Below are 24,264 nucleotides of genomic sequence, written 5' to 3'. Positions count from 1 at the left end.
TGGCTTCAACCCATCATGCCCGATCACATTCATTGTGGTACATGCGTGTTCCACTTTGGTACAATTTTATCCCACATAGGAATTCGACATACCAGCACTCCTCGAGCTCGACGACATCGAGAAGCGCTGGAGCACAGCTCGGAGTAGGACCATGGCAGAGCGCGATCACGACACCGATCACACAGAGACACACAGGGATCCGACCTCGAACGGCGGCTCCGCAGGGAACACCAGGACCAGCAGTTCCGCAGCGCGCACGTCCGCCGAGGTGTTCGCACTGAGCCGGGCCGACATCCTCGTCGTCGGCGTCGTCTGCGTGGGCGTCGGCATCGCCCTCGGATTCTTCCTTCCGGCAGTGGGGGCCTTCGCGGCGAGGTTCCCGATCCCGTTCGGAGACGTCATCGAGAAGCTGAGCCAGTTCGACCAGGCCTGGGTCGTCATCGCCCGTCCGATCATCGGCGCCGTCCTCGGCGTGATCACCGCTGTCGTCATCAGCGTCTCGACCACTCCTCTGTCGGTCGCCGATGACGAGATCGTCATCGGCAGATCCGATGATCACCCATTGCGGATCACCCGGGCCTCGTTCTCGACCGCCTATTTCGACGACGGCAAGCTGACCATCCTCACAGAAGGGGGACACCAGGCGTACAGGGGCGACGTCGAAGGGAAGAAGGACAAGGTCGCCGAGGCATTCACCTCACGCGGCTACCGGTGGGGCGAGATCTGACCACCGAAGACTGAGTTCGATCCCCGAAACCTGCGCCCACCACCCGGGCCAAACGTCCCTCTGCCCACGGGGCAACCGAGCACTTCGTCCACTCTTGCCGACACAAACGACAACACGTCCGGGCCTGCTCGCAGACCCTGGATCGGTGACCCGGCTCACGCCACCATGGGCTCATGACCATTGACGTTCCCACCTCCCGCTCTCACCGTTCATTGCCCCAGCTGCAGCCAATCAGCTTCATCGGTGCAGACGGTCAGCCCACCGGCGTTCCCACCGATGGACTGACGATCCCGAGCGATCGCACCCTCCTGGGTCTGTACCAGAAGATGGTGCAAGTCCGACGATTCGAGGCTCAGGTCACCCACCTGACCAGGCAGGGGCGACTCGCGACCTACCCGTCCGCCGCCGGCCAGGAAGCCATCGAGGTCGGTGCCACCACTGCTCTGGCACCGGGCGATTGGCTGTTCCCCACCTACCGCGACTCTGCTTCGCTGCTGACCCGCGGGGTCCCCGTGACCGAGATCCTCTCCGCCTTCCGCGGCGACTGGCACTGCGGATTCGACCCGAACGAATATCACACCTCACCTGCGGCAACACCGCTGGCAACGCAGACTCTGCACGCGACCGGCTACGCCATGGCCGCCAAGCTCAAGGGCGAAGACGCCTGCACCCTGACCTTCCTCGGCGACGGCGCCAGCAGTGAGGGTGACACTCATGAGGCTTTCAACTTCGCTTCGGTATGGCAGACCCCGACCGTCTTCGTGCTGGCGAACAACCAATATGCGATCTCGACACCGCTGCGTGAACAGTCGAATGCGACGATGCTCGCCGACCGCGCCGCCGGATACGGAATGCCCGGCATCCGGGTCGACGGCAACGACATCGCCGCCGTGTTCGCCGCCGTCACAGCAGCTCTCGAACGCGCCCGCAACGGCGAGGGCCCGACCCTCATCGAGTGCCTGACCTACCGGATGGAATCGCACACGAACTCCGACGATCCCACGAAGTACCGTGACGCCGAAGAGGTCGAACACTGGAAGCAGTTCGATCCCATCGACCGCCTCGAGAAGCACCTGCGCACAGCCAGGATCCTCGATGACGCGACCGCCGCAGACATCACGGCGAGCGCCGAAGAGCTTGCCACCTCCGTCCGTGACGCCATGAATACCGATGCCGAGGTCGATCCGAGCGAACTCTTCGCCTACGTCTATGCGAACCCGCGCGCGAACCTTGCCACACAGCAGGAGAAGCTCGAGGCCGAGCTGGCAACGGCGGCACAGCCATGACCGTCACCACTGCCACCACGGCAGAAGACGCTCCGACGCCGGTCTCGGTGACGATGACCAAGGCGCTCAACCAGGCTCTGCGCGACAGCCTGAGCGACGACGAGAACGTCCTGGTCTTCGGAGAGGACGTCGGCCGCCTCGGCGGGGTATTCCGTGTCACCGAGGGCCTGCGGAAGGAATTCGGTCCCGAACGGGTCTGGGATTCTCCGCTTGCGGAGTCGGGGATCGTCGGCACCGCGATCGGCATGGCGATGGCCGGGATGCGCCCGGTCGTCGAGATGCAGTTCGACGCCTACGCCTATCCTGCGTTCGAACAGATCGTGTCCCACGTGGCGAAGATGCGCAACCGCACGAAGGGCAAGGTCAGCCTGCCGTTGACGATCCGGATTCCCTATGCGGGCGATATCGGCGGCGTCGAGCACCACTCGGACTCGTCCGAGGCCTATTGGTGTTCGACCCCGGGCCTGACCGTCGTCACCCCCTCGAACCCGGCCGACGCCTATTCCCTGCTGCGCGATTCCATCGCCTCCGAGGATCCGGTGATCTTCATGGAGCCGAAGTCGCGATACTGGATGAAGGACGAGCTCAGCCTGCCCGTGCAGACCGCGCCGATGGATCGAGCCCAGGTTGTCCGCGTTGGGTCCGACGTGACTCTTCTGGCCTACGGTCCCACCGTGCGCACCGCACTGGCCGCAGCCGAGGAAGGTGCCGAGCACGGACTGGCGATCGAGGTCATCGACCTGCGGTCGCTGTCCCCCTTCGACGATGAGACCGTGTCCGCATCGGTGCGCAAGACGACCCGTGCCGCGATCATCCATGAGGCCGCCCAGTTCGGAGGCTACGGCGCCGAGGTGGCCGCCCGGGTCACCGAAGCCAACTTCACCCATTTGTCGGCCCCGATCCTGCGGATCACCGGGTTCGATGTGCCCTACCCGTCCCCGAAGCTCGAGGAGTACTTCTTGCCGACCGCCGAACGCATTCTCGATGCTCTCGAATCCTGGGATTGGGAGCTGTGATGAGTGCCGAGACGAGTGTGTCCGGTGCCACCGGCACCGGGAATTCCGCACGCACGACAAGCGCCCGCGATTTCATCTTGCCCGACCTGGGCGAGGGTCTGACCGAGGCCGAGCTCATCAGCTGGTTAGTCGACGTCGGCGACGAGGTCCACGTCGACCAGATGGTCGTCGAGGTCGAGTCTGCGAAGTCCGTCGTCGAGCTGCCCTGCCCGTTCGCCGGTCGGATCGAAGCGCTGCATGCGAACGCCGGTGACACCGTGTCCGCAGGTCAGGCCCTGCTCTCCGTCGCCGAGGCGGGTGCTGGTCCGAGCGCGGACGTGGACTCCGGTGCCGGGACTGTCCCGAGCGAGGCATCAGTTGCGGGGGCAGCGACAAACAGCGGCGGTGCGAACCTCATCGGCTACGGAACGTCCGAGCCCAAAGCACGGTCGACGAAGCAGCGGTCCTTCGGTGTGAAGAACAGTGAGACGAAGAGCAGTGGGGCGACAGCGTCCTCAGCGCCGAAACCGCCCTCGGCGGGCCCGACGACACCACCGTCGGCGGCCACTCCCCCGGCCTCCGATTCCGAGCCCGCACCCCAGTCCGGTGCCGTATCCGGGTCCGGGTCCGGGTCCGTCATCTCACCGGTGTCCTCTCCTCTCGTTCGCAAGCTTGCGAAGGATCATGGACTCAGTGCCAAACATCTTCTGGGAACCGGCCCTGGCGGCATTGTCACCAGGGCAGATGTGCTCAAAGCCATCGAATCGGGCACGACGACCTCGACGGGCGTGGCCCCTTCCGGGGCAGAAGTCAGTCGCGATACCCGGACCCCGATCACCGGACTGCGCAAGGTCGTGTCCGAACGACTGACGAAGTCGCGGCAGGAGATTCCCGAGGCCACCATCTGGCTCGACGTCGACGCCACAGAGCTGCTGAGCACCAAGCGCACTCTCGAAGCGAGGACCGGAGAAAAGTACTCTCTTCTCTCACTGGTGGCTCGCTTCGTCGTCGCGGGGCTGAAGAAGCACCCGATCATCAACTCCTCGATCGACACCGAGGCCAAGGAGATCGTGACCCACGGTGACATCAACCTGGGCCTGGCCGCGCAGACCCCGCGTGGACTCATGGTTCCAGTCGTCCACGGCGCCGACCAGATGAGCCTGCGGCAGCTGCGCGACTCGGTGTCCGAAACGGTCGGCAAGGCATCGACCGGCAGATTCAACACCGCGGAGCTGACCGGCGGCACGTTCACGCTCAACAACTACGGTGTGTTCGGAGTCGACGGCTCTGCGCCGATCATCAACTTGCCTGAGGTCGCGATGCTCGGCCTGGGACGGATCAAGGACCGCCCTTGGGTCGTCGACGGCGAGCTCACCGTTCGCAAGGTCATGTTCCTGTCATTCGTCTTCGACCACCGTGCCTGCGACGGTGCCGAACCGAGCCAGTTCCTCACCTTCGTCGCCGACTGCATCGAAAACCCGATCTCCCTGCTGCCGGAGCTGTGACGGCGGCCCGCCGATTCCACATTTCGGACTGACCTCCACCTTCCGTGACACGCACCACTAGCCTGGCGCAGGCCGCTCACCTGCGGTGTCCATGCGAAGAGGAAGAGGTCGCCCATGTCGGGAGTTCACGATTCACCACCGCCGTCGAGGCCACCTCGGCGGCGGTACTCATTGCTGCTCCTCATCGTTCCCGTCGTGGGCTACGTCCTGACGCCCTTCGTCGCGAATTCGATCGAGCCGCGCATCTTCGGGATGCCGTTCATCCTCACCTACACGATCGGCGTCACGATCCTCACCTGGTTCTTCGTGTGGATGGCCGCCCGCGGTGATCATTACTACCGCGGTGACAAGGCCGAATACGTCCCAGCCGATGTCGCTTTCGGTGAGGATCACCCGATCGAGGAGGCCGGGAAATGAGCACTTCAGCGATCATCGCCTGCATCATCTTCGGCGTTGCCATGCTCGCGACCATCGGCATCGGCATCTGGTCGGGACGCGGGCGTGAGAAGTCACTCGACGAATGGTCGGTCTCCGGGCGCGGACTCGGGTTCGTCTTCATCCTACTGCTCATGGCAGGAGAGACCTATACGAGCTTCTCGTTCCTCGGCACGGCCGGCTGGTCGTACTCCTACGGCGTGCCGATCCTCTACCTCATCGGCTATCTCAGCGTCGGACTCGTCGTCGCCTACCTCGTCGGCCCGCTGTTCTGGACCTATGCGGCCAGGCACAAGCTCGTCAGCCTCTCCGACATCGTCGAGCACCGCTTCCGCTCGCGGGGTCTGGCGATCCTCGTCGCGGTGCTCGCGACCGTGTTCATCGTGCCCTACATCCAGCTGCAGATCCAGGGCATGGGTGCCGTCGTCAATGCCATGAGCTACGGGGCGATCGACCTCAAAGTCGCCGCCATCATCTCCTTCATCGTCGCCGAGGCGTTCATCCTCTTCTCCGGTCTGCGCGGTTCCGCGTGGGTCAGCGCCCTCAAAGACGGCCTCGTCATCCTCGCCGTCGCCTTCCTCGCCATCTACGTGCCTTTGCACTACTTCGACGGGTTAGGCGAACTCCTCGACCGGCTCGTGAGTGAGAAGTCTCAATGGCTGACCTTCCCCGGTGCCGGCGAAGGAACGTATGGAAGCGCCTGGTTCATCTCGACGATCATCCTCAACGGGATCACGATCACCGTCTTCCCCACCTCGATCGCCGGATACCTGTCCGGCACCTCGGCGAACACCCTGCGTCGCAATTCCATCATCCTGCCCTGGTATCAGCTGCTGCTCCTCGTGCCGATGATGGTCGGCGTGGCCGCGCTCTTCGTCATTCCCGCCCTCAAGGATGCGGACCTGGCTTTGTTCTCCGTGGTCATCGACTCACTGCCGGCCCCGCTCGTCGCCGTCATCGGTGTCGCCGGTGCACTCTCAGCCATCGTGCCGATGAGCGTGTACATGCTCTCGATCGGTTCGATGTGGGGTCGCACGGTCCTCGGTGGAGGGCTGTCTGGCCCGAAGAACTCCGCGTCGATGACGAAGGACCAGCTTGCCGCTCGGGGTCTGCGGCAGAAGGCGCTGTCCCAGTGGGTGTGCCTCATCGTCGGTGTGATTGCGCTGGTGATGAGCCTGCTCATGCCCGATGCCCTCGTCGAGCTCTCGGTGCTCAGCTACGAAGGTCTCGCACAGGTTGTTCCCGCCGCACTGCTCGCACTCTATTGGCCGCGGATGAGCAAACAGGCCGCTGCCGCCGGCCTCATCGTCGGCTCGGTGACCATGGTGGCCCTGCACTACACGGGCCACGATCCGCTGTTGGGCATCAACGGCGGCCTGTGGGCAGTCGCGGTCAACCTCATCATCGTCGTCATCGTCACCGTGGCGAAGCCGGATACACGGTGGGTTCCGGCAGCGGAGCGAGCGAAGGTGAATGCCTGAGGCAGAACAGCGGCGCCAGCAGGCAGGTCGATGGAAACCTCAGCCCCTGTACACCTCACTCCCACCGACATACGTCGCGCGCACGTCGATGTCCGCAATTCCGTGAGGGTCGATGGTCAGTGGGTTGTCTCCGAGGACGGTGAAGTCGGCGAGGTATCCCGGTGCCAGTCTGCCCTTGTAGGACTCCTCCCCTGAGGCCTCGGCGGATCCGAGAGTGAAGATCGACAGCGCCTCGGCTGCTGTGACCTTCTGCGAGGCTCCGACGGTGATCCCGTCGTCGACGCCGGTCCTCGTCACCAGCGACTGCAGTCCGAAAAGCGGCTGATAGGGCCCGCACGGATAGTCCGATGATCCGGCCACCGTGACTCCGGCGTCGAGGAACGAGCGGTGGGCGAACATCCGCTCCATCCTCTCCTCGCCGTACCAGGAGTTCAGCGCCCCACCGTGATAGCCCGGATATCCGGCGAAGGGGATAGCAACGGCGCCGAGGCGGTTCATCCGATTCAGGATGTCGTCGTCGATGAGGCTGCAGTGTTCGATCCGGTGCCGCAGGCCAGGGCGCGGGATCCGGGCAGCAACGTCTTCGAAGGCATCGAGGACGAGGCGGATCGCGGCGTCGCCGTTCGCGTGGACGCCGATGCGGTTGCCGTCGGTATGGACGCGTTCGACGTTGACTCGCAGCTCCTCGGTCGAAGTGGTCTGCACACCCTGATAGCTCGGGTCGGTGAACGGCTCGGAGAGCAGGCAGGTCCGCCCACCGATCGCCCCGTCGAGGAAGGCTTTGACACCGATGAGCTTAAGACGATCGTCTCCGAAACCGCTGCCGATTCCGACCTCGGCGGCCTTGTCATAGTGGTCGATGGACAGAAGCATGCCGATGCGCAGGCCGAGTGCATCGTCGGCGCGCAATGCTGAGAGGATCCCGATGTCCTGGGGGCTGATGAGTGCGTCGCAGATCGAGGTCAGGCCCGCGGCATTCCACTTCGCGATCGTTCGCGCGGCACCGAGCTGCAGGTCCTCGACCGTGTCCCCGGGAATGAAACGCTCCCCGCGGGCAGTGGCCGGCATGAGGACGTTCATCAGCGCCCGCTCGATGAGTTTCCCGTTGAGCCGACCGTCGGAATAGCGGTCATTGCGGCCGCCGTCCGGGTCGGGTGAAGACTCGTCGATGCCGAGGAATCGCAGTCCGGCCGAATTGACCACGCCCCAGTGTCCGGCGACGTGATTGACGAGAACCGGGGTCTCGGGCGCGATCCGGTCGAGTTCGTCGCGGAGGACGATCCCGGTCTTCTCATCGTCATAGCGGCTGCCCTTGACCCATGCCCCCGCCGAGGTTGTCCCCACCTCCGCGGCGATCGTGTCCAACAGGGTGGGAACGTCTCTCACCGCTTCATGGGACAGGTCGAGGTGGAGGGCGTCACCGGCGGTCAGGGCGAGGTGGATGTGGGCGTCGTTAAGGCCGGGGATGATGGTCGAGTCACCGAAGTCGAGCACCTCGGCGGCGGGGAACCTGTCTCGCAGTTCAGTCAGAGTTCCGGTCGCACTGATTGTCTCTCCGGTGATCGCCAGCGCCTCAGGCTCGAGAGCCGAGCTGGCGGTCGGATCAGGCGTTGCTAGGGACTTTTGGGCGCCCGGCCTCGTCCTCGCCTGCGACACGATCGAGTTCGCGCGCACGATCGTCGGTGTTCTCTCGTCCATCGGATGCTCCGTCCTTGCAGCTCTTATGGTTGCGGCCATGGTGCCACGTCCCATCACGTCCCGTCCGAACGACTCGGAGCCTGAGACTCTCGTTCAACGCTGAGTCAGGTTTTCACCTCGAGACAACGGCGAAAACCTGACTCAGCGTTGAACGACGGGCAGTATGTATCGAACGAGAGCCGATGGCCACCCTTCAGTCGTCGAGGAGGGCTGCCGCGTACATCGGGCGGGCGGCGTCGGCGCTCGGCGGATGGAACAGACCCGCGGTCGCATCCCGGTAGAGGCGCGAGAGTTCGTGGCTGTTGTCGAAGCCGCCGCCACCGGAACACATGAGAGCCGTCTCAGCCGCGTTCCTGGCCGCATCGGAGGCCTTGATCCGGGCTCCCACCAGTCGCAGCGGCCAACCGGCCCCGTGGTCGACCAGTGCGTCGAAGTCCCTGGTGTAGGCGTCGAGCATGGCGGGGACGGCGAGGTAGTCCAGGTGCGCGTCGGCGAGGCGAGCCCGAGTCTCGGGCACCTCAGCGAAAGTGGTCCCGGACTTCGCAGACTTCCGCTTCTTCAGCCCGGCAGCGCCGAGTTCGAGCGCGCGGGCGGCCACGCCGGCATACACAGAGGCGATGAGCAGTTGGAAGTTGCTGGTGATCGCGAAGGTCAGAGGGTCGGGGTGCTTGCCTGCCGGGATGGTGCGCGAGACCCGTTCGGGGCGCATGGGCACCTGGTGAAGGATCGTCGCCCGTGACTGGGAGGCCCGCATTCCCATGACGTCCCAGTGGTCGGAGACCGTGATGCCCTCGGCTCCGCGTTCGATGAAGCCGTAGACCAACTGACCCTCGGCTGGCTGGTCTGCATCGGGGCCGGCGATTCCCTCCTCATCGGAGGCGATCGCCCCGTGGACGATGAGGCGCGTCCACACGGGTGAGAGTGAGGTGAAGATCTTCACGCCGGTGAGCAGGTAGCCGCCGTCAGTGGTCGGTTCAGCCTCCGTGTTCGACCCCTGCATGACCCAGTCGTTGGAGGGTTCGGAGATGCCGAAGGCGAAGATCTCCCCCGCCATCGCCTCGTCGAACACCCAGTTCAATGAGGCATCGCCGCGGTCGTTGAGTGCCTTGACGACACCGGTGCACATGAGGTGCATGTTGATCGCCAATGCCGTGGCCGGAGCCGCCGAGGCCAGGCGCTGCTGCAGACGCGAAACCTCGTGCAGGCTCAGCCCCGGACCTCCGTAGGCGTCCGGAACGAACAGAGTGAGGTAGCCCAGAGACTTCAGCTCCTCGAGGTCTTCGTCGAAGAAGCGGTTCTCACGGTCGTAGACGCCCGCACGTTCGCGGAAACGCTCACACAACTCGGCGGGAAGGTATTTCTCGGCCAGTTCGCCGAGGCGGGTCTCACGGTCGGTCATCATGTCTCCTAGCGGACGGGGTCAGATTCCCCATTGGATCGGGGGCAGCGAGTCGAAGTCCCACGTTGATCAGCGGGGCCGACGCAGAATGATCGCACCGTTGTGCCCGCCGAATCCGAACGAGGTCGACAGGACTGTGGCGATCGGCGCATCGTCGACACCGTCACGGCCGATGTTGCGTGCTTGACCTGAAACAATGTTCCATCCGTCGAATTCGCAGGTCTCGAGGTTGACAGTCGGGGGCAGCGTCTGCTCCATCATCGTTCGGACGGCAATCATGGCTTCGACGACCCCCGAGGCACCGAGGAGGTGGCCCGTGGACGACTTCGTGGCGCTGATCGGAATCGAGTGGGCGGTGGCGCCGAGTGCGGCGTCGAAGGCCTTGAGCTCTGCCGCATCGCCGGCGGGGGTGCCGGTGGCGTGGGCGTTGATGTGGTCGATACCCTCCGGGTCCAGCCCAGCGTCGGCCAGGGCCTGGCTCATCGCTGAGGCGGCACCTCGGCCATCGGGGTGCGGGTTCGTCGGGTGGTGGGCGTCGCTGGCGGCTCCGAATCCTGCCAGCTCGGCGAGCACGGTGGTCCCGCGGGCGGCGGCTCCGGCCTCGGATTCGAGGAGGATCGCACCGGCGCCTTGGCTCATGACGAACCCGGATCGCGCACTGTCGAAGGGCCGGCTGGCGGATGTGGGATCGTCTTCGAAGCCGGCGGCGAGCGCTCGCATGTTCGCGTTCGAGGCCAGGTTGACCGCGTTGAGGCAGTCCTCCATTCCGACGACGAGCACCGCATCGGCGTATCCGTGACGGATGCGGCGCATTGCTTCGCCGAGGGCGATGGCCCCGCTGGCGCAGGTGGCCGAGATTCCCTGCCCGGGCCCGCGGAAATCGTAGCGCTGGCTCAGCAGCGCCGCGGCCGAGTCGGGTGCACCGTGGATCGCCAATGTCAGGGGAACCGAGCGGGGGCCGCCGTCGAGCAGTGAGCGTGTGGCCTTCTGCATGGCATCGACGGGGCCGGAGCCGGTGGCAGCGATGACGGCTGCGCGGGATCGGTCCCAAGGGAGGCCGTCAGCGTCATCGGCCTGCGCTCCTGCATCCGTTTTCGCCCCCGTGTCCGTTTTCGCCCCCGTGTCCGGGCGTGCGATCCCTGCCTGCGTCAGAGCCTGGTCTGCGGCGGCGATGGCCCAGTGCTGGACCGGGCTGAGTCGGCGAGCGAGAGAGCGGGGCAGGACCGCCTCAGCGTCGAAACCTGTCACCTGGCCGCCGATGCGCACGGCCAGATCCGCAAACTGCTCCCCCTCGAGTCGACTGATTGCGCTGCGGCCGGTGACCACAGAATCCCACAGCTCGTCGACGTCGTTGCCGCTCGGCGTGATCGCGCCCATTCCGGTGATGACGACGCGGCTGCCTTCGGTGGTCGGTGCGCCCCGGCCTGTGGAGACCTGTCCGCTCACAGTCGCTGTCCTTGTCCGTCCATAATGAGGTCAACGGTTTCGACGCGCCGAATCTTCCCGCCGACCGTCCTTGGCAGGTGCTGGAGCCGATAGACGCGACGGGGAACGAACTGCGGCGCCAGGCGGGCACGTGCATGTTTCAGCAGCGCGGTCTTGTCTGCGCTCACTTCGATGACGAGGGCGATGAGGCTGCCCAACGCCGGGTCCTCGAGGGCGATGGCGCATACCTCGCCGAGGTTGTCGTACGTTTCGAATGCCCGCTCGACTTCCGGCAACGAGACCTTGTGACCACCGGTGATGGCGATATCGCCGGCCCGACCGGCCAGCTGCAGCCTGCCGTTCTCGATCCGCCCCTGGTCATCGACTGTGGCCCAACCGTCTGCTCCACGCAGCACCGCGTCGGTGGTGTCGGTGACGTAGCCGTATGAGCAGGCCGCGGCCCGGATCCACAGCGTGCCGAGTTCTCCCTCGGGAACCTCGGCGCCGGACTCGTCCCGAATCTGAGCACCGATGGTCGGATAGACGGTGATCCAGGTGCCGTCACCATCACGGCTGTCGCCGATGAAACCGATCTCTGCGGCACCGTAGTAGCTGATCAGTCGTGTTTCCGGGAGGATCTCGGCGAGGCGGTCGCGGATGCTCGCCGGCAGATTGGCTCCGCCGGTGACGACGAGGTCGAGGTGGGTGAAACGTTCGGGGTCACGACGGGCCGCCTCGGCGAGGGCGCGGACGACTGCGGGAACTGCGACGACACGGGAGATGGCCTCGGATTCGATGCGCCGACCCATCGTGATCGGGTCGAACTCGTCGGCGACGTGCACGCTGCCCCCGGTCGCGAGGCTCTCGATGACCGCGTAGAGCGTGAGGCTGTAGGACACCGGGCCCGGTGCCAGTGTCGCGACTCCGGGCAGCGGTTCGAGGTGGGCTGAGGAGACGGCGACATTGTCGCGATACTGCTGCCGCGTCTTGATGAAGGCCTTCGGGTTGCTCGTCGTGCCCGAGGAGAAGAGCATCAGGAAGGGCTCGGACGCATCGCGGACGGCGGGTGCGGGGGTCGGACTCGCGGGCGACTCACCGGCGGCGACGGTCTCGTGTGTGGAGGCTGTCTCGTGTATGGAGGCTGTGCCGTGCGAGGGGGCTGTCTGGTGTGTGGCGGCTGTCTCGTGCGTGAGGGCGGCCTCGTGTGTGCGGGCGGCTTCGCGGGCGCGGAAGTCGGCGAGGCTGATGACTGTGCCGGTCCAAGAGGAGGAGGCGAGCGCCTCGGCGAGGGTGGGTGAGTCACTGATGATCACACCGATTCCGGTGGCCCGGATGACATCGACCTGGTGGGTCAGCGGCCAGCGCGGATCGATGGTCGCAGACACGGTGCGGTACCCGGCAAGCCCGGCGATGATGCGCGAGGTGTGAAACGCCGAGGTGATGCTGATGGCGGTGATGGGGATGCCGTCGGTCTCCGGCGCGGGCATCGGCGAGTCGGCCTGCGCTCGATGAAGTTCATCGACGACGGCGAACATCCGGCGAGAGTCGTCGACGAGCTCGGAGTAGGTCAGCCGCTCGTCAGCGCCGACGAGGGCGAGCTGCTCAGGATTGTTCCCAGCGACGTCGAGGATCGTCGAGGTGATCGGCACGTATGACCTCCAGATAGCTGCGGCCTGGCTGGATCCGGGTGCGTCCTCAGCTGGCCGGTGGGCCCGGTCTGGGCCGCTTCCTCAGTATAGGAGTCACCGGTTTCAATTCTTAATCTGTAATCATTCAATTATCGGGCTTCGGCCAACTGGCGCGAAAACACCCATTTGTCTAACCGGAGTCGACAATCCGAAATATCGGATTAAATTTCGGCCTGACCCTGCTACCTGCGCAGACGTGGCGTATCATCCATTTTCCCTTGCTTTCGGTAACCGCCCGGAACTACTCAGCAATGCAGGCTCTTTGACATTCCGCTAACCGCCTTTATACGTTGACCTGGCTCTTACGAAATACTATTTCCATATCGTGGAATCATGGGCGTTGCCGCCCGGAGTCCATTCCCATGTCGCTCGGTCATCGGCGACCGAGATACCAATACCGAGATACCAACGAAGGGACTCACTGTGGAGCCTCAGCCTCAGGCGAACAGCGCCGATCCGGACGAGCTCAAGTTCACCCCGCAGGAAACCCACACTCCGGGGGTGAAACCCAACCGGTCGGGCATCGGCAAGATGCGGTGGGCGATTGCGATTCTGCTGTTCTTCGGTGTGCTCATCAACTACATCGATCGCAGCTCGATCGCTGTGGCAGAGGGCCATATTCGCGAGGACTTCGGACTCAGTGCCGGTCAGATGGGCATCGTCCTGTCCAGCTTCGGCTGGTCCTACGTGCTCATGCAGATTCCTGCCGGTCTCCTCCTCGACAAGATCGGCATCAAGTGGGTCTTCAGGGTCGCGACGATCATGTGGAGCGTCTCCTGTTTCATCACTGCGATCATCAGCGGCACCGGCCTGCTCATTCTGGCCCGCATCATCCTCGGCATGGCCGAATCACCGATCTTCCCCGGAGCGATGAAGGCAACGGGCTATTGGTTCCCGCGCTCCGAACGCGGAACGGCAACAGCGATCTTCGACTCCGGTCAGCGCCTGTCCAATGTCATCGGCTTCCCACTCGTGGCCATGGCAGTTGTATCCTTCGGCTGGCGCGGAGCCTTCGTGGCCATGGGCCTCCTCAGCCTTGCCTATGTGTTCGTCTTCTTCTGGAAGTACCGCGACCCCAAGGAGATGAACCGTCTTGGCAAGCTCAAGGACTCTGAGCTCGAATACATCCGTGAGGGTGGAGCGCAGGACGAGGACGCACCTCGCCCCAACCCTCTGGCCAATCTCGGCTACATCCTCAAGCAGCGCAAGGTCTGGGGTATGTCCCTTGGCCTCGGTTGCGCCGGCTATACGCAGTGGATGCTCCTGACGTGGCTGCCTGGTTACCTGCAGTCGGAGATGGGCATGAGCGTGATGTCCTCGGGTATCTTCACTGCCCTGCCTTGGCTCGTCGCCGTGGCCGTCGAGTTCATCTTCCCCGGCTGGCTGCTTGACCACCTGATGCGGATCGGCAAGTCAGGCACGGCTGTCCGCAAGACCTTCATCGTTGCGGGCATGCTCCTGGCCATGACGGTGATGGGGGCGGCCTTCACCGAGGACCCGGGCTGGGCCCTGTTCTGGATCACCCTGGGCACCAGCGGGATCACGGTCTCCTTCTGCGTCACCAACTCCCTGCCTGCGCTCATCGCCCCCGAGGGCGGGGTCGGTGCGACAGGCTCGATCATGAACTCGGTGAACAACCTCATCGGCGTCTCGGCGCCGATCGTCACCGGCTTCGTTGTTCAAGCCACCGGCGGTTTCGGTGCCGCGTTCATCGTCTGCGGAGTCATCCTGGGCATCGGCATCTTCTTCTACACTGTGGTGCTCGGCCCGATCATTCAGATCCCAACCGCCGAGGAGCGCGCCGCTGCCAAGGCCGCGCAGTCAACCGGGGCCTGACGCGCCCGTCTGAGTCACCTGATCTGTGATTGCCCCCTAGGTCACAGATCGGGTCGGCCAGTGCCTCCAACCGAGTATGGATCAGGGTCTCGCGACTTGGCAGCAGGAACTCGCGCCGCAGCCTGCCCGCCCTCCGACCGTCCACCCTGTGTCCGCCGCCCCACTTCCAGGCAGATGAATGAGGCGGCGAGCATCACGACCCCTGCACCGGCCATGAGGATTCCGGTGTCGACCGTGTACAGAACGGCGAAGACCGTCACGCCCGTTGCGCCGCCGACGTTGCGGGCCGTGCTTCCTGCGCCGGAGGCGAATCCCGGCCGCTGCGGTAATGCATGCATCGCCGCCGCCACGATCGCGGGCGTGAGGATCCCTACCCCGATCGCCCACACGAACAGTGCGAGCCACAGACCCCACAAACTCGTCCCTGACACAGTCAGACCCATCAGTCCGAGCCCCACACCAGCCACGATGAGTCCCATCGCACTCGTTCTCCACACGCCGAGGCGGTTGCTGACCTTTCCCGACAGCGCACCGAATACCGGCATCGGGAGCAGAGCAGGAAGAGTGGCCAGCCCAGCCTGCAGCGGACTCAGTCCCCGATCGTCCTGGAAGAACTGGGTGAGCAGGAACAGAGACCCGAGAACACAGAAGTTCATGAGCGCTGCGACGATGCAGGCAAACAGGAGCCTCGCTCGCGAAGAGACCGAAAACCGGGTAGAGCCCGGAAACTTTGGAGACTCAGCGTGATCCGAAGACCCGACCCGGCCAGAGACGTGATCGGGCACCGTGCCCTTGGCTGGCCCACCACTTCTGGCCAACGCCCGCCTCGGCGTGGAGTGCATCAGGATGGGAATGAGTGCGGCGACAATGACGGGCAGGTTCAACCAGAACACTGCCCTCCAGTTGCCCAGCTCGACAAGCAGTCCTCCCAGCAGAGGTCCCACCGGAAGGGCGACCCCACCCAGTGCCGCCCACAGCCCGACGAGCTTGTTTCGCTCGCGGTCATCGGCAGCCGACTCCGAGAGCATCGCCAGGGTGCCGGTCATCGTTGCGGCGGCGCCAACACCCTGCAGAGCACGGGAGGCAACGAGGAACTCGATCGTCGGCGCCAGCGAGCAGGCCAGCGAACCGAGGAAGAAGCAGAGGAAACCGAACACCACGATCCGGCGATGACCCCATCGGTCCCCGATCGCTCCGAAGGCAAGCAGCAGTGCGGCGAGGACGAAGGTGTAGGCGTTGATCACTCCTGCCATCCCCGATTGGCCCGCCTGCAGATCAGCGTTGATCTGCGGCAGTGCGACGTTGACGACTGTCACATCGAGGAGGACGAGGAAATACCCGGCGCACAGGCCGAGTACGAGCAGTTTCGGCATCCATTGACGCTATCGACCCTGTGCCTGGGAGTCGAGGGTTCGACGAGACTCACATCGTGCCCGCGAAACGCATTGCTCCCACTCTCACCCGCGCACTCACCCCGGCACAGCAGAACGCGGGCGCTGTGCCGAAAAATCGGGTTCTCCCCGTCATTCTCGACGCAACGCCCGCGTCTCGATCTCGCCTCAGACTTGGCGGCAGTGCCTCGGCAGGACGACCGTGTTTCGGTGTCCAGCTGGGACTGCCCAGTCAGAGTCAGTCAGCGACGTAGTACATGCGCTTGTTGACGAACTCGTCCATGCCGTAGGGGCCGAGCTCGCGGCCGAAGCCCGAACGCTTGGTGCCGCCGAACGGAATCTCCGCACCTTCGCCGCCTGGAGTGTTGACGTTCGACATGCCCACATCGAGACGCTGAGCCAGCTTCGCAGCACGCTCTTCGTCCTTCGAGAACACGGCGCCGCCGAGACCGAAGCGGGTGTCATTGGCAAGCTTGAGAGCTTCGTCGTCGCTGCTCACCTTGTACACGGTGGCCACGGGTCCGAAGAGCTCCTCGCGGTAGGCGTCCATGTCCGAGGTGATCCCGGTCAGCACGGCCGGCGATACGTAGGCGGAACCGTCGCTGGCGAGCTCGCCGCCGACGAGTTTCGCTCCCTGCTCGACTGCACGGTCGAGCTGCTTGCGCAGGTTCTCCGCAGCACCACGTGAGGACATGGGCGAATACTTGCCGTCGCCCGCCTCGTCGGGGGTGCCCTTCGTCCAATCCTGGGCGCGCTTGGTCAGTCCGGACACGAAGTCATCGTAGATGTCATTCATGACGATCATCCGCTTGTTCGCGTTGCAGACCTGGCCGGTGTTATAGAGGCGGGTGCCCCAGGCGGTGTCCACAGCTTCGTCCATGTTGTCAGTGTCGAGGACGATGTAGGGATCGGAGCCGCCGAGCTCGAGGACAGCCTTCTTCAGGTTCTTGCCTGCGGTGGCGGCCACGGCCGAACCGGCACGCTCGGAGCCTGTCAGCGATACGCCTTCGACCCGATCATCGGCGATGACGGTTTCGATCTGCTCATGCGTGGCGTAGATATTGTTGTACACGCCCTCGGGAATGCCGGCTTCCTTCATCATGTCGGCGATGATCGCCGATGAACGGGGGCAGATCTCCGCATGCTTGAGGATGATCGTGTTTCCCAACACCAGGTTGGGCGCCGCGAAGCGGGCGACCTGGTAGTACGGGAAGTTCCAGGGCATGATGCCCAGGAGTGCGCCGACGGGTCGGCGCTGGATGAATGCCTTGCCGCCCGACATCGATTCGATCGGCTCGTCCGCGGCGAACTTCGGGCCGTTGTCCGCGTAGTAGTTGAAGATGGCCTCGCAGAACTCGGCCTCCTCGATGCCTTCGGCGACGGGCTTACCCATCTCCAAGGCGATGACCGTCGCGAGTTCTTCCTTGCGCTCACCGAACAGGGCGGCGACCTTGTTCACGATCGCACCGCGCTCCTCAATCGTCTTCTCGCGCCAGCTCAGGAAGCCCTTGTGAGCCGCGTCGAGAGTCTCCTCGATCTGCGCGTCAGTGGCGTTGTCGAATCTCTCGACGACCTCGCCCGTGGCTGGGTTCTCGACACGGTAGCCGCCTGCAGCACTGCCTACATTGCTCATTCCAGACTCCTTTGACTAGTGGCGCCCTGGTGGCGCCGGATAAGGCGTTTGCATCGCTGTTCACCGCCGAAATCGACGGATCGCGTATGCCTGCCTCTCACGCTATCAACACGTGACGTGCGCAACAAGTGGCGGAACCTGGGGGAATCATCAGTTCGCGACAGCCCGGACCACCCTCGCCGAGGTTGTGCGGATTTCGCGGGTGATGTCACGAAATCCGCATCCACGGCACGACGCGCTCACGATATCTGCACCGCGCCGCGGCGCTCATTCAAGGCCGAGTCAGGATTTTGCGTCAAGGCAACAGCGAAATTCTGACTCAGCGTTGAACGAGGCGGCCAACCCTTCGTTGTGACGGAACGGCTCAGAAGATCGAGCTGTAGGCATTGAGCGCCAGCTGTCCGCCGAGGTGAGCGTAGAGAACCGTCGAATCCTTCGCCACTGCGCCCCGGTCTCCGGCATCAACCTGGCCTTCGTCTTCAGCCTGACCGTCGGCACCAGCTGGGCCGACGAGGTCGAGGAGGCCAGCCATCGACTTACCCTCGTAGACAGGGTCGAGGATGACACCTTCGAGTTCCGCGGTTGTGCGGATCGCGTTGATGGTCGATTCGTCGGGGATGCCGTAGGCCGGGCCTTCCCAGCCGGAGCGGATGTCGACATCCTCATCGGTGATCTCCCGACCGAGTCCGATGAGACCTGCTGCGTTGTTCGCGATGCGTTTGACCTGATCACGGGTCTTGTCCAGGGTTGCAGAGGCGTCGATGCCGATGACCTGGCGATGTGGACCTCCTGCCGCCTCGAGTGCGGCGAAGCCCGCGATCATTCCCGCGTGGGTGGAGCCGGTGACCGTGCATACGATGATCGTGTCGAAGAAGACGCCGAGCTCCTTCTCCTGCTCGGCGACCTCATAGGCCCAGTTGACGAATCCGAGTGCACCGAACTTGTGCTCAGAGGCACCGGCCGGGATGGGGTAGGGCCTGCCTCCCGCGGCTTCGACCTCGGCGATGGCATTCTCCCAGCTGGACCGGATGCCGATGTCGAATCCGGCCGAGTCGAGATGCACATCGGCGCCCATGATGCGGGAGAGTTCGATGTTGCCGACCTTGTCGTTGACCGGGTCATCCCAGTCGACCCAGCGCTCCTGCACGAGGCGCGACTTCAGTCCCAGGTGCGCCGCGACGGCAGCGACCTGGCGAGTGTGGTTCGACTGGTAACCACCGATCGAGACGAGCGTGTCCGCGCCGGAGGCGAGGATGTCGGGAACGATGTATTCGAGCTTGCGGGTCTTGTTGCCCCCGAACGCGAGACCGGAGTTCACGTCCTCCCGCTTGGCCCACACCCGAGCCCCACCGAGGTGGTCGCTCAGTCGCTTCAGCTCGTGGACCGGGCTGGGCCCGAAGGTCAGCGGGTAGCGTTCGAAATCAGTGATTGGCATTGTGTCCTCTTCGTCTGGTCGTGCTGGAAGCTGGAGAGCAGCTGCTTCAAGCCGCTGCCGATAAGTGCCGACGATATGCAATATATTGCATTCTGGTGAGGACTACAATGGCAAAAGCGCTGCATCCCACATGCCAGGACTGCCGGGCGCGTCCACCCCACAGATGTCCACCCCATAGATCAGGATCGAGAGGTCGAGAGTGCCGATTCCCACGAATGCGCCGATCCCCCAGCGCAGGCTGCTGCGCGATGACGTCTATCGCTCGATCCGCGATGCCATCGTTCGGGGCCAACTGGCCCCCGGGGAACAGCTGCGTGACCAGGAGCTGGGCGCATGGCTGCAGGTCTCGCGCACTCCCGTCCGCGAGGCTCTTCAGCGCCTGGGGCAGGCCGGATTGGTCGTCGCCGAGCCGGGGCGCATGACCCGCGTGGCACCGGAGAATCCCGAGGCAGTCATCCACGCCCGCCAGATCGCAGCTCAGCTGCACGCTCTAGCCATGAGCCTCGCATTCCCGCACCTCAACGCATCCGATGTCTCCGAAATGGAAGCCGCCAACGAAGAGCTGAGATCAGCCCTGCGCAATGCCGACATCGACGCGGCCATCACCGCCGATGATGCATTCCATGAGGTCGCCCTGGCTCGCAGCGGCAATCCGCTCATTCCCGATCATCTTGAGGTCGTCACGGCGACACTGCGGCGAGCCGAATACCTGCATTTCGACTCCGTCAAGGGATCCGCCTCGCCCGAGCAGCACGCGGAGATCGTTGCCGCCGTCCGCGCCGGCGACGCCGACCGGGCCATGGCGCTCACGTGCGAGAACTGGTCAACACTCACCAGCGATAGGGCCGACTGACCCCGCCTGCTGACCCGACCGCGACAGTGCGCGCTCGAAATAATTCATCAAGTGATTAGATGACTCGTGTATTGTATTGCCCACGATCACCGACGATCAAAGGAAGAACATTGCATTCGATGATGAAACGCATACTGCCCATCAGCCTGGTCCTGGCCCTCGTGTTCAGCCTGGCACTTGCGCTCACACCGCGAACCGACGCCGCCGCTTCCCCGCCCAGCCAAGTCGAGAGTCGGCCCTCGGCGGGGTGCGGGGTCGAGAAGAAGTCTGGGAACGACCAGGGCACGATCACCTCGGCGGGCGACGAACGAACCTATCGGGTCAACATCCCCCGCGACTACGACTTCACCGCCCCGCTGCCGCTGATCCTCGGCTTCCACGGCAGGGGCTCCGACGGAGCGGAGTTTCAGAACTACACCGGACTCCCCGCACTGCCTGCCATCACGGTCTTCCCCGATGGCATCGCTGAGGACGGAAAACGTGCCTGGCAGGGCGCGCCGTACGCCAGCGGAGCCGACGACGTGCGCTTCGTCGCCGATCTGCTGGATTCGATCGAGAGCGAATACTGCATCGATCTCGATCGCGTCTTCGCAACCGGAAAGTCCAACGGCGGTGGGATGGTCTCGGTCCTCGCCTGCCAGCTGCGGGACAGATTCTCCGCCTTCGCCACCGTCGCCGGTGCCTACTACCCGCAGTCCTTCGCGGGATGTGATTACTCCGAGCCGACGCCGATGCTCGCCATCCACGGCACCGGCGACGCCACCATGCACTATGAGGGAGGCGAGCGCCAGGGTGAGATCTATCCGGCAGTGCGAACGTGGCTGGAGCCGTGGACAGAGGCCGCAGGCTGCACAGGTTCGAAGGACAGGAAGGTCGGCAAGAAGGGTGAGGAAGTCGTACACACCCAGTGGCAGAACTGCCAGGACGGGGCCGATGTCGAACTCTATTCTGTTGCCGACGGAGGGCACGTCTGGCCAGGTGAGACCATGTACAGCGGAGGCGGTTATGTCACCGAGCACTTCTCCGCCACAGAGACGATATGGGCCTTCTTCGAGAATCACCCACGCATCGATGAGTGACCCTTGACACTCGATTCACTAAGTGATTAGATGACTTAAACACTTGAAGGAGAGTGCCATGACAGCACCCATCGGACTCGTCGAACGACTCACTCGTGAGATCGTCGAGACCATTCGCTCACAGAACCTGCAACCCGGCCAGACCCTGCCCTCGGCCAAAGCTCTGGCTGAACGGTTCGAGGTCACAGTCCCCACCGTCCGCGAGGCCCTGCGCCGCCTCGAGGCCACCGGATCGGTCGAACTCAAGCACGGTTCCGGGACCTATGTGCGGGAGGCGATCAACCGGCGGATCCTCGACAACCCGCACTACGTGCCCGTCGACCTCGCCGCCGCCATCGAGCTGCTCGATGCTCGCATCGCCATCGAACCCGGCATCGCAGAACTTGCGGCGAGCGTCCAGGGCAAGGATGCCGTGCAGACGATGGAGACCGCGGTCGACAATGCCCTGCAGCTGCACACCGAGGTCCCTGCGGGCCACTTCCACGTGGAGCTGGCCAAGGCCTCGGGGAACCGGGCCCTACACGAGATGCTCGTCTCGCTGCTGGCCATTCATTCCCGCACTCAGCAGGCGGCCCGGTTCACCTACGACCGCCTCCGCGACCACGATGAGCACGCCGACATCCTCGATGCCATCAAGCGCGGCGACGGACTCGAAGCCTCACATCGGACCCGCAAGCACCTCGAGAGCATCAGGGCCGCCGTCCTCGCCGATTGGTCGGAACGCACCGACGCCGAGGAGGCCACGGCCGCCGAGTCCCTCGCGGCGACCGAATCGCCCGCACTCACCGAAAGAACCGAACAGTGACCCGTCAGAGCGTGACCGAGATCCGACCACAGGTGCGCACGTACGGGCAGCTGACCTCGCTCGAGGTCGAAGTCGCGAAGGAGGACAACGCTCTCCTCATCCTGCCCGTCGGTGCCTGCGAGCAGCACGGCGACGGACTCCCCCTGAGCACCGACAGCATCCGAGCCGACCATGTGGCCATGGCAGTAGCCGAAGAACTGGCAGTGGCCAAAGAACCAGCAGTGGCCGAAGATCTGGTCGGCGGTAAAAGAACCGTGCCTGGCCGGGCCTTCGTCCTCCCGAGCATCGACTACGGGGTGTCTCCTCATCACGGGAATCTGCCCGGCACGGTCAGCCTCGATCCGCGGACCTTCGTCGACATCGTCACCACGGTCGCCGGCCAGCTCTGCGACTCCGGTTTCACCCGCATCCTGGTGATCACCGGCCACGGGGGCAATATCGCCGCCCTCGGCGTCGCCCAACAGGTGCTGCTGAGCTCCCACCCGAATCTCGCCTTCGCCTATTCACCGGTCAGCGGCCTGGCCACCGAGACCACGGCGGCACTGCCCCGCACCGAGGTCAGCGGACACTCCGGGGAATCAGAGACCTCGCAGATGCTGGCCATCGACGACCGCCTCGTCGACTCGGCCCATCTGAGCGCCGGAGCCACAGCTCTCGACGAGCTGTCTCCGCGGGCGCGACTGACCCGGACCAAATCACCGTCGAGTGCCGTCACCTTCGACCAATATTCCGACAACGGGGTCCTCGGGGATCCACGCACCGCCACAGCCGCGGCCGGGCACGACATCCTCGGCGAGGTCATCTCTGCACTCGTCGCCTACTCCCGGGAGATGCTGCGCCTATGACAGCCTTCGCCGCCTGATCTCAGCGGTCGTCTGCCCCAACAGACTTCCGCCACCGCCACATCTTCCCCATCTCAGTCCCACCTCTCTGACCAATGGAGTTCACGGGTAGCGCCGAGTCGTGCCCAAATGCTCCTTCATCACCTGGATAAACAGGAGCCAGCCATGGAAACGACCACCACCGACAAACCCACTCAGGAACGACTCCCGGGCGTCATCCGATTCCTCAACGTCATCGAGAACGTCGGCAACCGACTCCCGCACCCCTTCTGGCTGTTCTGGATCCTGGCAGGCATCCTCGCCGTCCTCAGCCTCGTCCTCTCCTTCATGGGAGTCGGGGTCAACGACCCCGGCACCGGGGAATGGACACCGGTGAACAACCTGCTCAGCGGCGACGGGATCGCGATGGCGGTGAGCACCTCGCTCGACGCCTACCAGTCCTTCCCACCGCTGATCACGATCATGGTCGTCATCATGGGCGTGGCCCTGGCAGAGCGCACCGGACTCCTGTCCACGGCGATGAAGGTCTCGATCGCACGGGTGCCCGCATCCCTCATCGTCTTCACCGTCGCGTTCATGGGAACGGTCTCCCACGTTGCTTCGGCCGCGGCCTACGTCATCCTCGTCCCGCTCGGCGGCATGGTGTTCAAGGCGGTCGGCCGCTCCCCCGTCCTCGGCGTCATCGTCGCGTACACCTCGATCGCCTCGGGATATGACGCCAGCCCGATCCCGACTCCCAATGATGCGATCTTCGCGGGAATCACCTCGGCGGCTGCCCACATCATCGACCCCGACTATCTGGTCACCCCGATCGGCAATTGGTACTTCAACATCGCCAGCTCCATCCTGTTGGCCATCGTCATCACCATCGTCACCGAGCTCGTGCTCACGAAGCGGCAGAACCTCGAGGCCGACGAGGACGCCGAGCACGAAGACCTCGTCATCACCGACAGGGAACGCTCAGCCCTGCGGTACTCGATGTTCGCAGTGATCGCGATGCTCCTCTTCGTCGTCGTCCTGGTGGTCCCGGACAATGCTCCCCTGCGCGGAGACGGCCCCATCGGGGAGTCCCCATTCCTGACCGGCATCGCGTTCATCATCGCCATGCTCTTCGGCGTCGGCGGCATGGTCTACGGGTTCCGTGAGGGCACGATCGAGAAGTTCGCCGACGTCCCCAAGCTCATGAGCCAGGGCATCGTGTCCATGGCCCCGGTCCTCGTCCTGTTCTTTGCGATCGCGCAGTTCCTCGAGTACTTCGAGTGGACGAACATCGGCATGCTGGTTTCCGTGTCGAGCTCGGAACTGTTCACCGGCCTCGGCCTGCCGACATGGGTCATCTTCATCCTCGTGCTGCTCGTCCTCTCCGTCGTCAACGTCCTCATCACCTCCGGATCGGCCATGTGGGCGATCATGGCCCCGGTCATCGTGCCGATGCTCATGCTCCTCGACGTTCCGCCTGAGACCTCGCAGGCGATCTTCCGCATCGCTGATTCGGGCTCGACTGCGATCACTCCGATGAGCCCCTACTTCATCCTTGCCCTCGGCTTCATGCAGCGTTATCAGAAGTCCGCCGGCATCGGCACCCTTGCCTCACACACCCTGCCGCTGGCGGTGTGCATGACGATCATGTGGAGCCTGCTCTTCTTCCTCTGGTGGGGCCTGGGCATACCGCTGGGACCAGATGCTCCGGTACGGTGAACTTCGCCCAGCCTGTGATGTACTCACCTCGCTGGTCACGGGTCCATGACCTG

Annotated in this window: 19 protein-coding genes; 12 read left to right on the top strand and 7 right to left on the bottom strand. The window is 64.4% G+C overall.

The window, feature by feature from the left end; all coding sequences use genetic code 11:
• Positions 1-151: 151 nt before the first annotated feature.
• From JTF07_RS17200 to JTF07_RS17175, 6 genes are all read left to right on the top strand, one after another.
• A complete protein-coding gene (locus JTF07_RS17200) occupies positions 152-727 on the top strand; it encodes a YqeB family protein (RefSeq protein WP_252199894.1) in 576 nt (191 codons plus the stop codon).
• A 173-nt stretch (positions 728-900) separates the two neighbouring features.
• Positions 901-2,013 (top strand): pyruvate dehydrogenase (acetyl-transferring) E1 component subunit alpha, encoded by a 1,113-nt coding sequence (gene pdhA / locus JTF07_RS17195; RefSeq protein WP_204235424.1) that lies wholly within the window; start codon positions 901-903, stop codon positions 2,011-2,013.
• Positions 2,010-3,029, top strand: coding sequence for an alpha-ketoacid dehydrogenase subunit beta (locus tag JTF07_RS17190; protein WP_204235423.1), 1,020 nt, complete (start codon positions 2,010-2,012; stop codon positions 3,027-3,029). Before pdhA ends, JTF07_RS17190 begins: the two co-directional genes overlap by 4 nt.
• Positions 3,029-4,513, top strand: a complete 1,485-nt coding sequence (locus JTF07_RS17185) for a dihydrolipoamide acetyltransferase family protein (RefSeq protein ID WP_204235422.1) — start codon at positions 3,029-3,031, stop codon at positions 4,511-4,513. Before JTF07_RS17190 ends, JTF07_RS17185 begins: the two co-directional genes overlap by 1 nt.
• A 114-nt stretch (positions 4,514-4,627) precedes the next feature.
• Positions 4,628-4,930, top strand: a complete 303-nt coding sequence (locus JTF07_RS17180; protein ID WP_204235421.1) for a DUF3311 domain-containing protein — start codon at positions 4,628-4,630, stop codon at positions 4,928-4,930.
• The gene (locus tag JTF07_RS17175) at positions 4,927-6,429 is read left to right on the top strand and encodes a sodium:solute symporter family protein (protein ID WP_204235420.1); all 1,503 of its coding nucleotides are present in this window, start codon (positions 4,927-4,929) and stop codon (positions 6,427-6,429) included. Before JTF07_RS17180 ends, JTF07_RS17175 begins: the two co-directional genes overlap by 4 nt.
• A 39-nt stretch (positions 6,430-6,468) precedes the next feature.
• Here the strand turns inward: JTF07_RS17175 and JTF07_RS17170 are convergent, their stop codons facing one another.
• The 4 genes from JTF07_RS17170 to JTF07_RS17155 form a co-directional block, all read right to left on the bottom strand.
• Entirely contained in the window at positions 6,469-8,127 is a 1,659-nt protein-coding gene (locus JTF07_RS17170) for an amidohydrolase (protein ID WP_204235419.1), read from the bottom strand.
• Positions 8,128-8,320: 193 nt separating this feature from the next.
• Positions 8,321-9,526 carry an acyl-CoA dehydrogenase family protein gene (locus JTF07_RS17165; RefSeq protein WP_204235593.1) on the bottom strand — a complete coding sequence of 402 codons (1,206 nt, stop codon included), beginning with the start codon at positions 9,524-9,526 and terminating at the stop codon, positions 8,321-8,323.
• 69 nt (positions 9,527-9,595) lie between these two features.
• Entirely contained in the window at positions 9,596-10,903 is a 1,308-nt protein-coding gene (locus tag JTF07_RS17160; protein WP_204235592.1) for a beta-ketoacyl-[acyl-carrier-protein] synthase family protein, read from the bottom strand.
• Positions 10,904-10,968: 65 nt separating this feature from the next.
• Positions 10,969-12,600 carry an AMP-binding protein gene (locus JTF07_RS17155; RefSeq protein WP_204235418.1) on the bottom strand — a complete coding sequence of 544 codons (1,632 nt, stop codon included), beginning with the start codon at positions 12,598-12,600 and terminating at the stop codon, positions 10,969-10,971.
• A 462-nt stretch (positions 12,601-13,062) separates the two neighbouring features.
• On the opposite strand from JTF07_RS17155, the gene JTF07_RS17150 reads away from it, so the two are divergent.
• The gene (locus JTF07_RS17150) at positions 13,063-14,475 is read left to right on the top strand and encodes an MFS transporter (protein WP_204235417.1); all 1,413 of its coding nucleotides are present in this window, start codon (positions 13,063-13,065) and stop codon (positions 14,473-14,475) included.
• A 41-nt stretch (positions 14,476-14,516) separates the two neighbouring features.
• On the opposite strand, the gene JTF07_RS17145 is transcribed toward JTF07_RS17150, so the two are convergent.
• From JTF07_RS17145 to JTF07_RS17135, 3 genes are all read right to left on the bottom strand, one after another.
• Positions 14,517-15,848, bottom strand: a complete 1,332-nt coding sequence (locus JTF07_RS17145; protein WP_204235416.1) for an MFS transporter — start codon at positions 15,846-15,848, stop codon at positions 14,517-14,519.
• Positions 15,849-16,104: 256 nt separating this feature from the next.
• On the bottom strand, positions 16,105-17,499 hold the full coding sequence (locus JTF07_RS17140) for an NAD-dependent succinate-semialdehyde dehydrogenase (RefSeq protein ID WP_204235415.1): 1,395 nt from the start codon (positions 17,497-17,499) through the stop codon (positions 16,105-16,107).
• Positions 17,500-17,863: 364 nt separating this feature from the next.
• Positions 17,864-18,934 carry a 1-aminocyclopropane-1-carboxylate deaminase gene (locus tag JTF07_RS17135; protein ID WP_204235414.1) on the bottom strand — a complete coding sequence of 357 codons (1,071 nt, stop codon included), beginning with the start codon at positions 18,932-18,934 and terminating at the stop codon, positions 17,864-17,866.
• 199 nt (positions 18,935-19,133) lie between these two features.
• Here JTF07_RS17135 and JTF07_RS17130 point away from each other — a divergent pair, with 199 nt between their 5' ends.
• The 5 genes from JTF07_RS17130 (at position 19,134) to JTF07_RS17110 (ending at position 24,211) form a co-directional block, all read left to right on the top strand.
• Positions 19,134-19,787 carry a GntR family transcriptional regulator gene (locus tag JTF07_RS17130; protein ID WP_204235413.1) on the top strand — a complete coding sequence of 218 codons (654 nt, stop codon included), beginning with the start codon at positions 19,134-19,136 and terminating at the stop codon, positions 19,785-19,787.
• Between the two features lie 119 nt (positions 19,788-19,906).
• Positions 19,907-20,866 (top strand): CE1 family esterase, encoded by a 960-nt coding sequence (locus JTF07_RS17125; RefSeq protein WP_204235412.1) that lies wholly within the window; start codon positions 19,907-19,909, stop codon positions 20,864-20,866.
• A gap of 58 nt (positions 20,867-20,924) precedes the next feature.
• Positions 20,925-21,671 carry a FadR/GntR family transcriptional regulator gene (locus tag JTF07_RS17120; protein ID WP_204235411.1) on the top strand — a complete coding sequence of 249 codons (747 nt, stop codon included), beginning with the start codon at positions 20,925-20,927 and terminating at the stop codon, positions 21,669-21,671.
• Positions 21,668-22,516, top strand: coding sequence for a creatininase family protein (locus JTF07_RS17115; protein ID WP_204235410.1), 849 nt, complete (start codon positions 21,668-21,670; stop codon positions 22,514-22,516). Before JTF07_RS17120 ends, JTF07_RS17115 begins: the two co-directional genes overlap by 4 nt.
• A gap of 162 nt (positions 22,517-22,678) precedes the next feature.
• Complete coding sequence (locus JTF07_RS17110; protein ID WP_204235409.1) at positions 22,679-24,211, top strand: AbgT family transporter; 1,533 nt, start codon at positions 22,679-22,681, stop codon at positions 24,209-24,211.
• The last annotated feature ends 53 nt before the right edge of the window (positions 24,212-24,264 follow it).

Origin of the sequence: Brevibacterium sp. RIT 803, from assembly GCF_016892625.1 — a bacterium.
In the GTDB taxonomy this organism is placed as follows: Bacteria; Actinomycetota; Actinomycetes; order Actinomycetales; family Brevibacteriaceae; genus Brevibacterium.
Note: the sequence above shows the minus strand (reverse complement) of the source record. Positions and strands in the feature narration are given on the sequence as shown.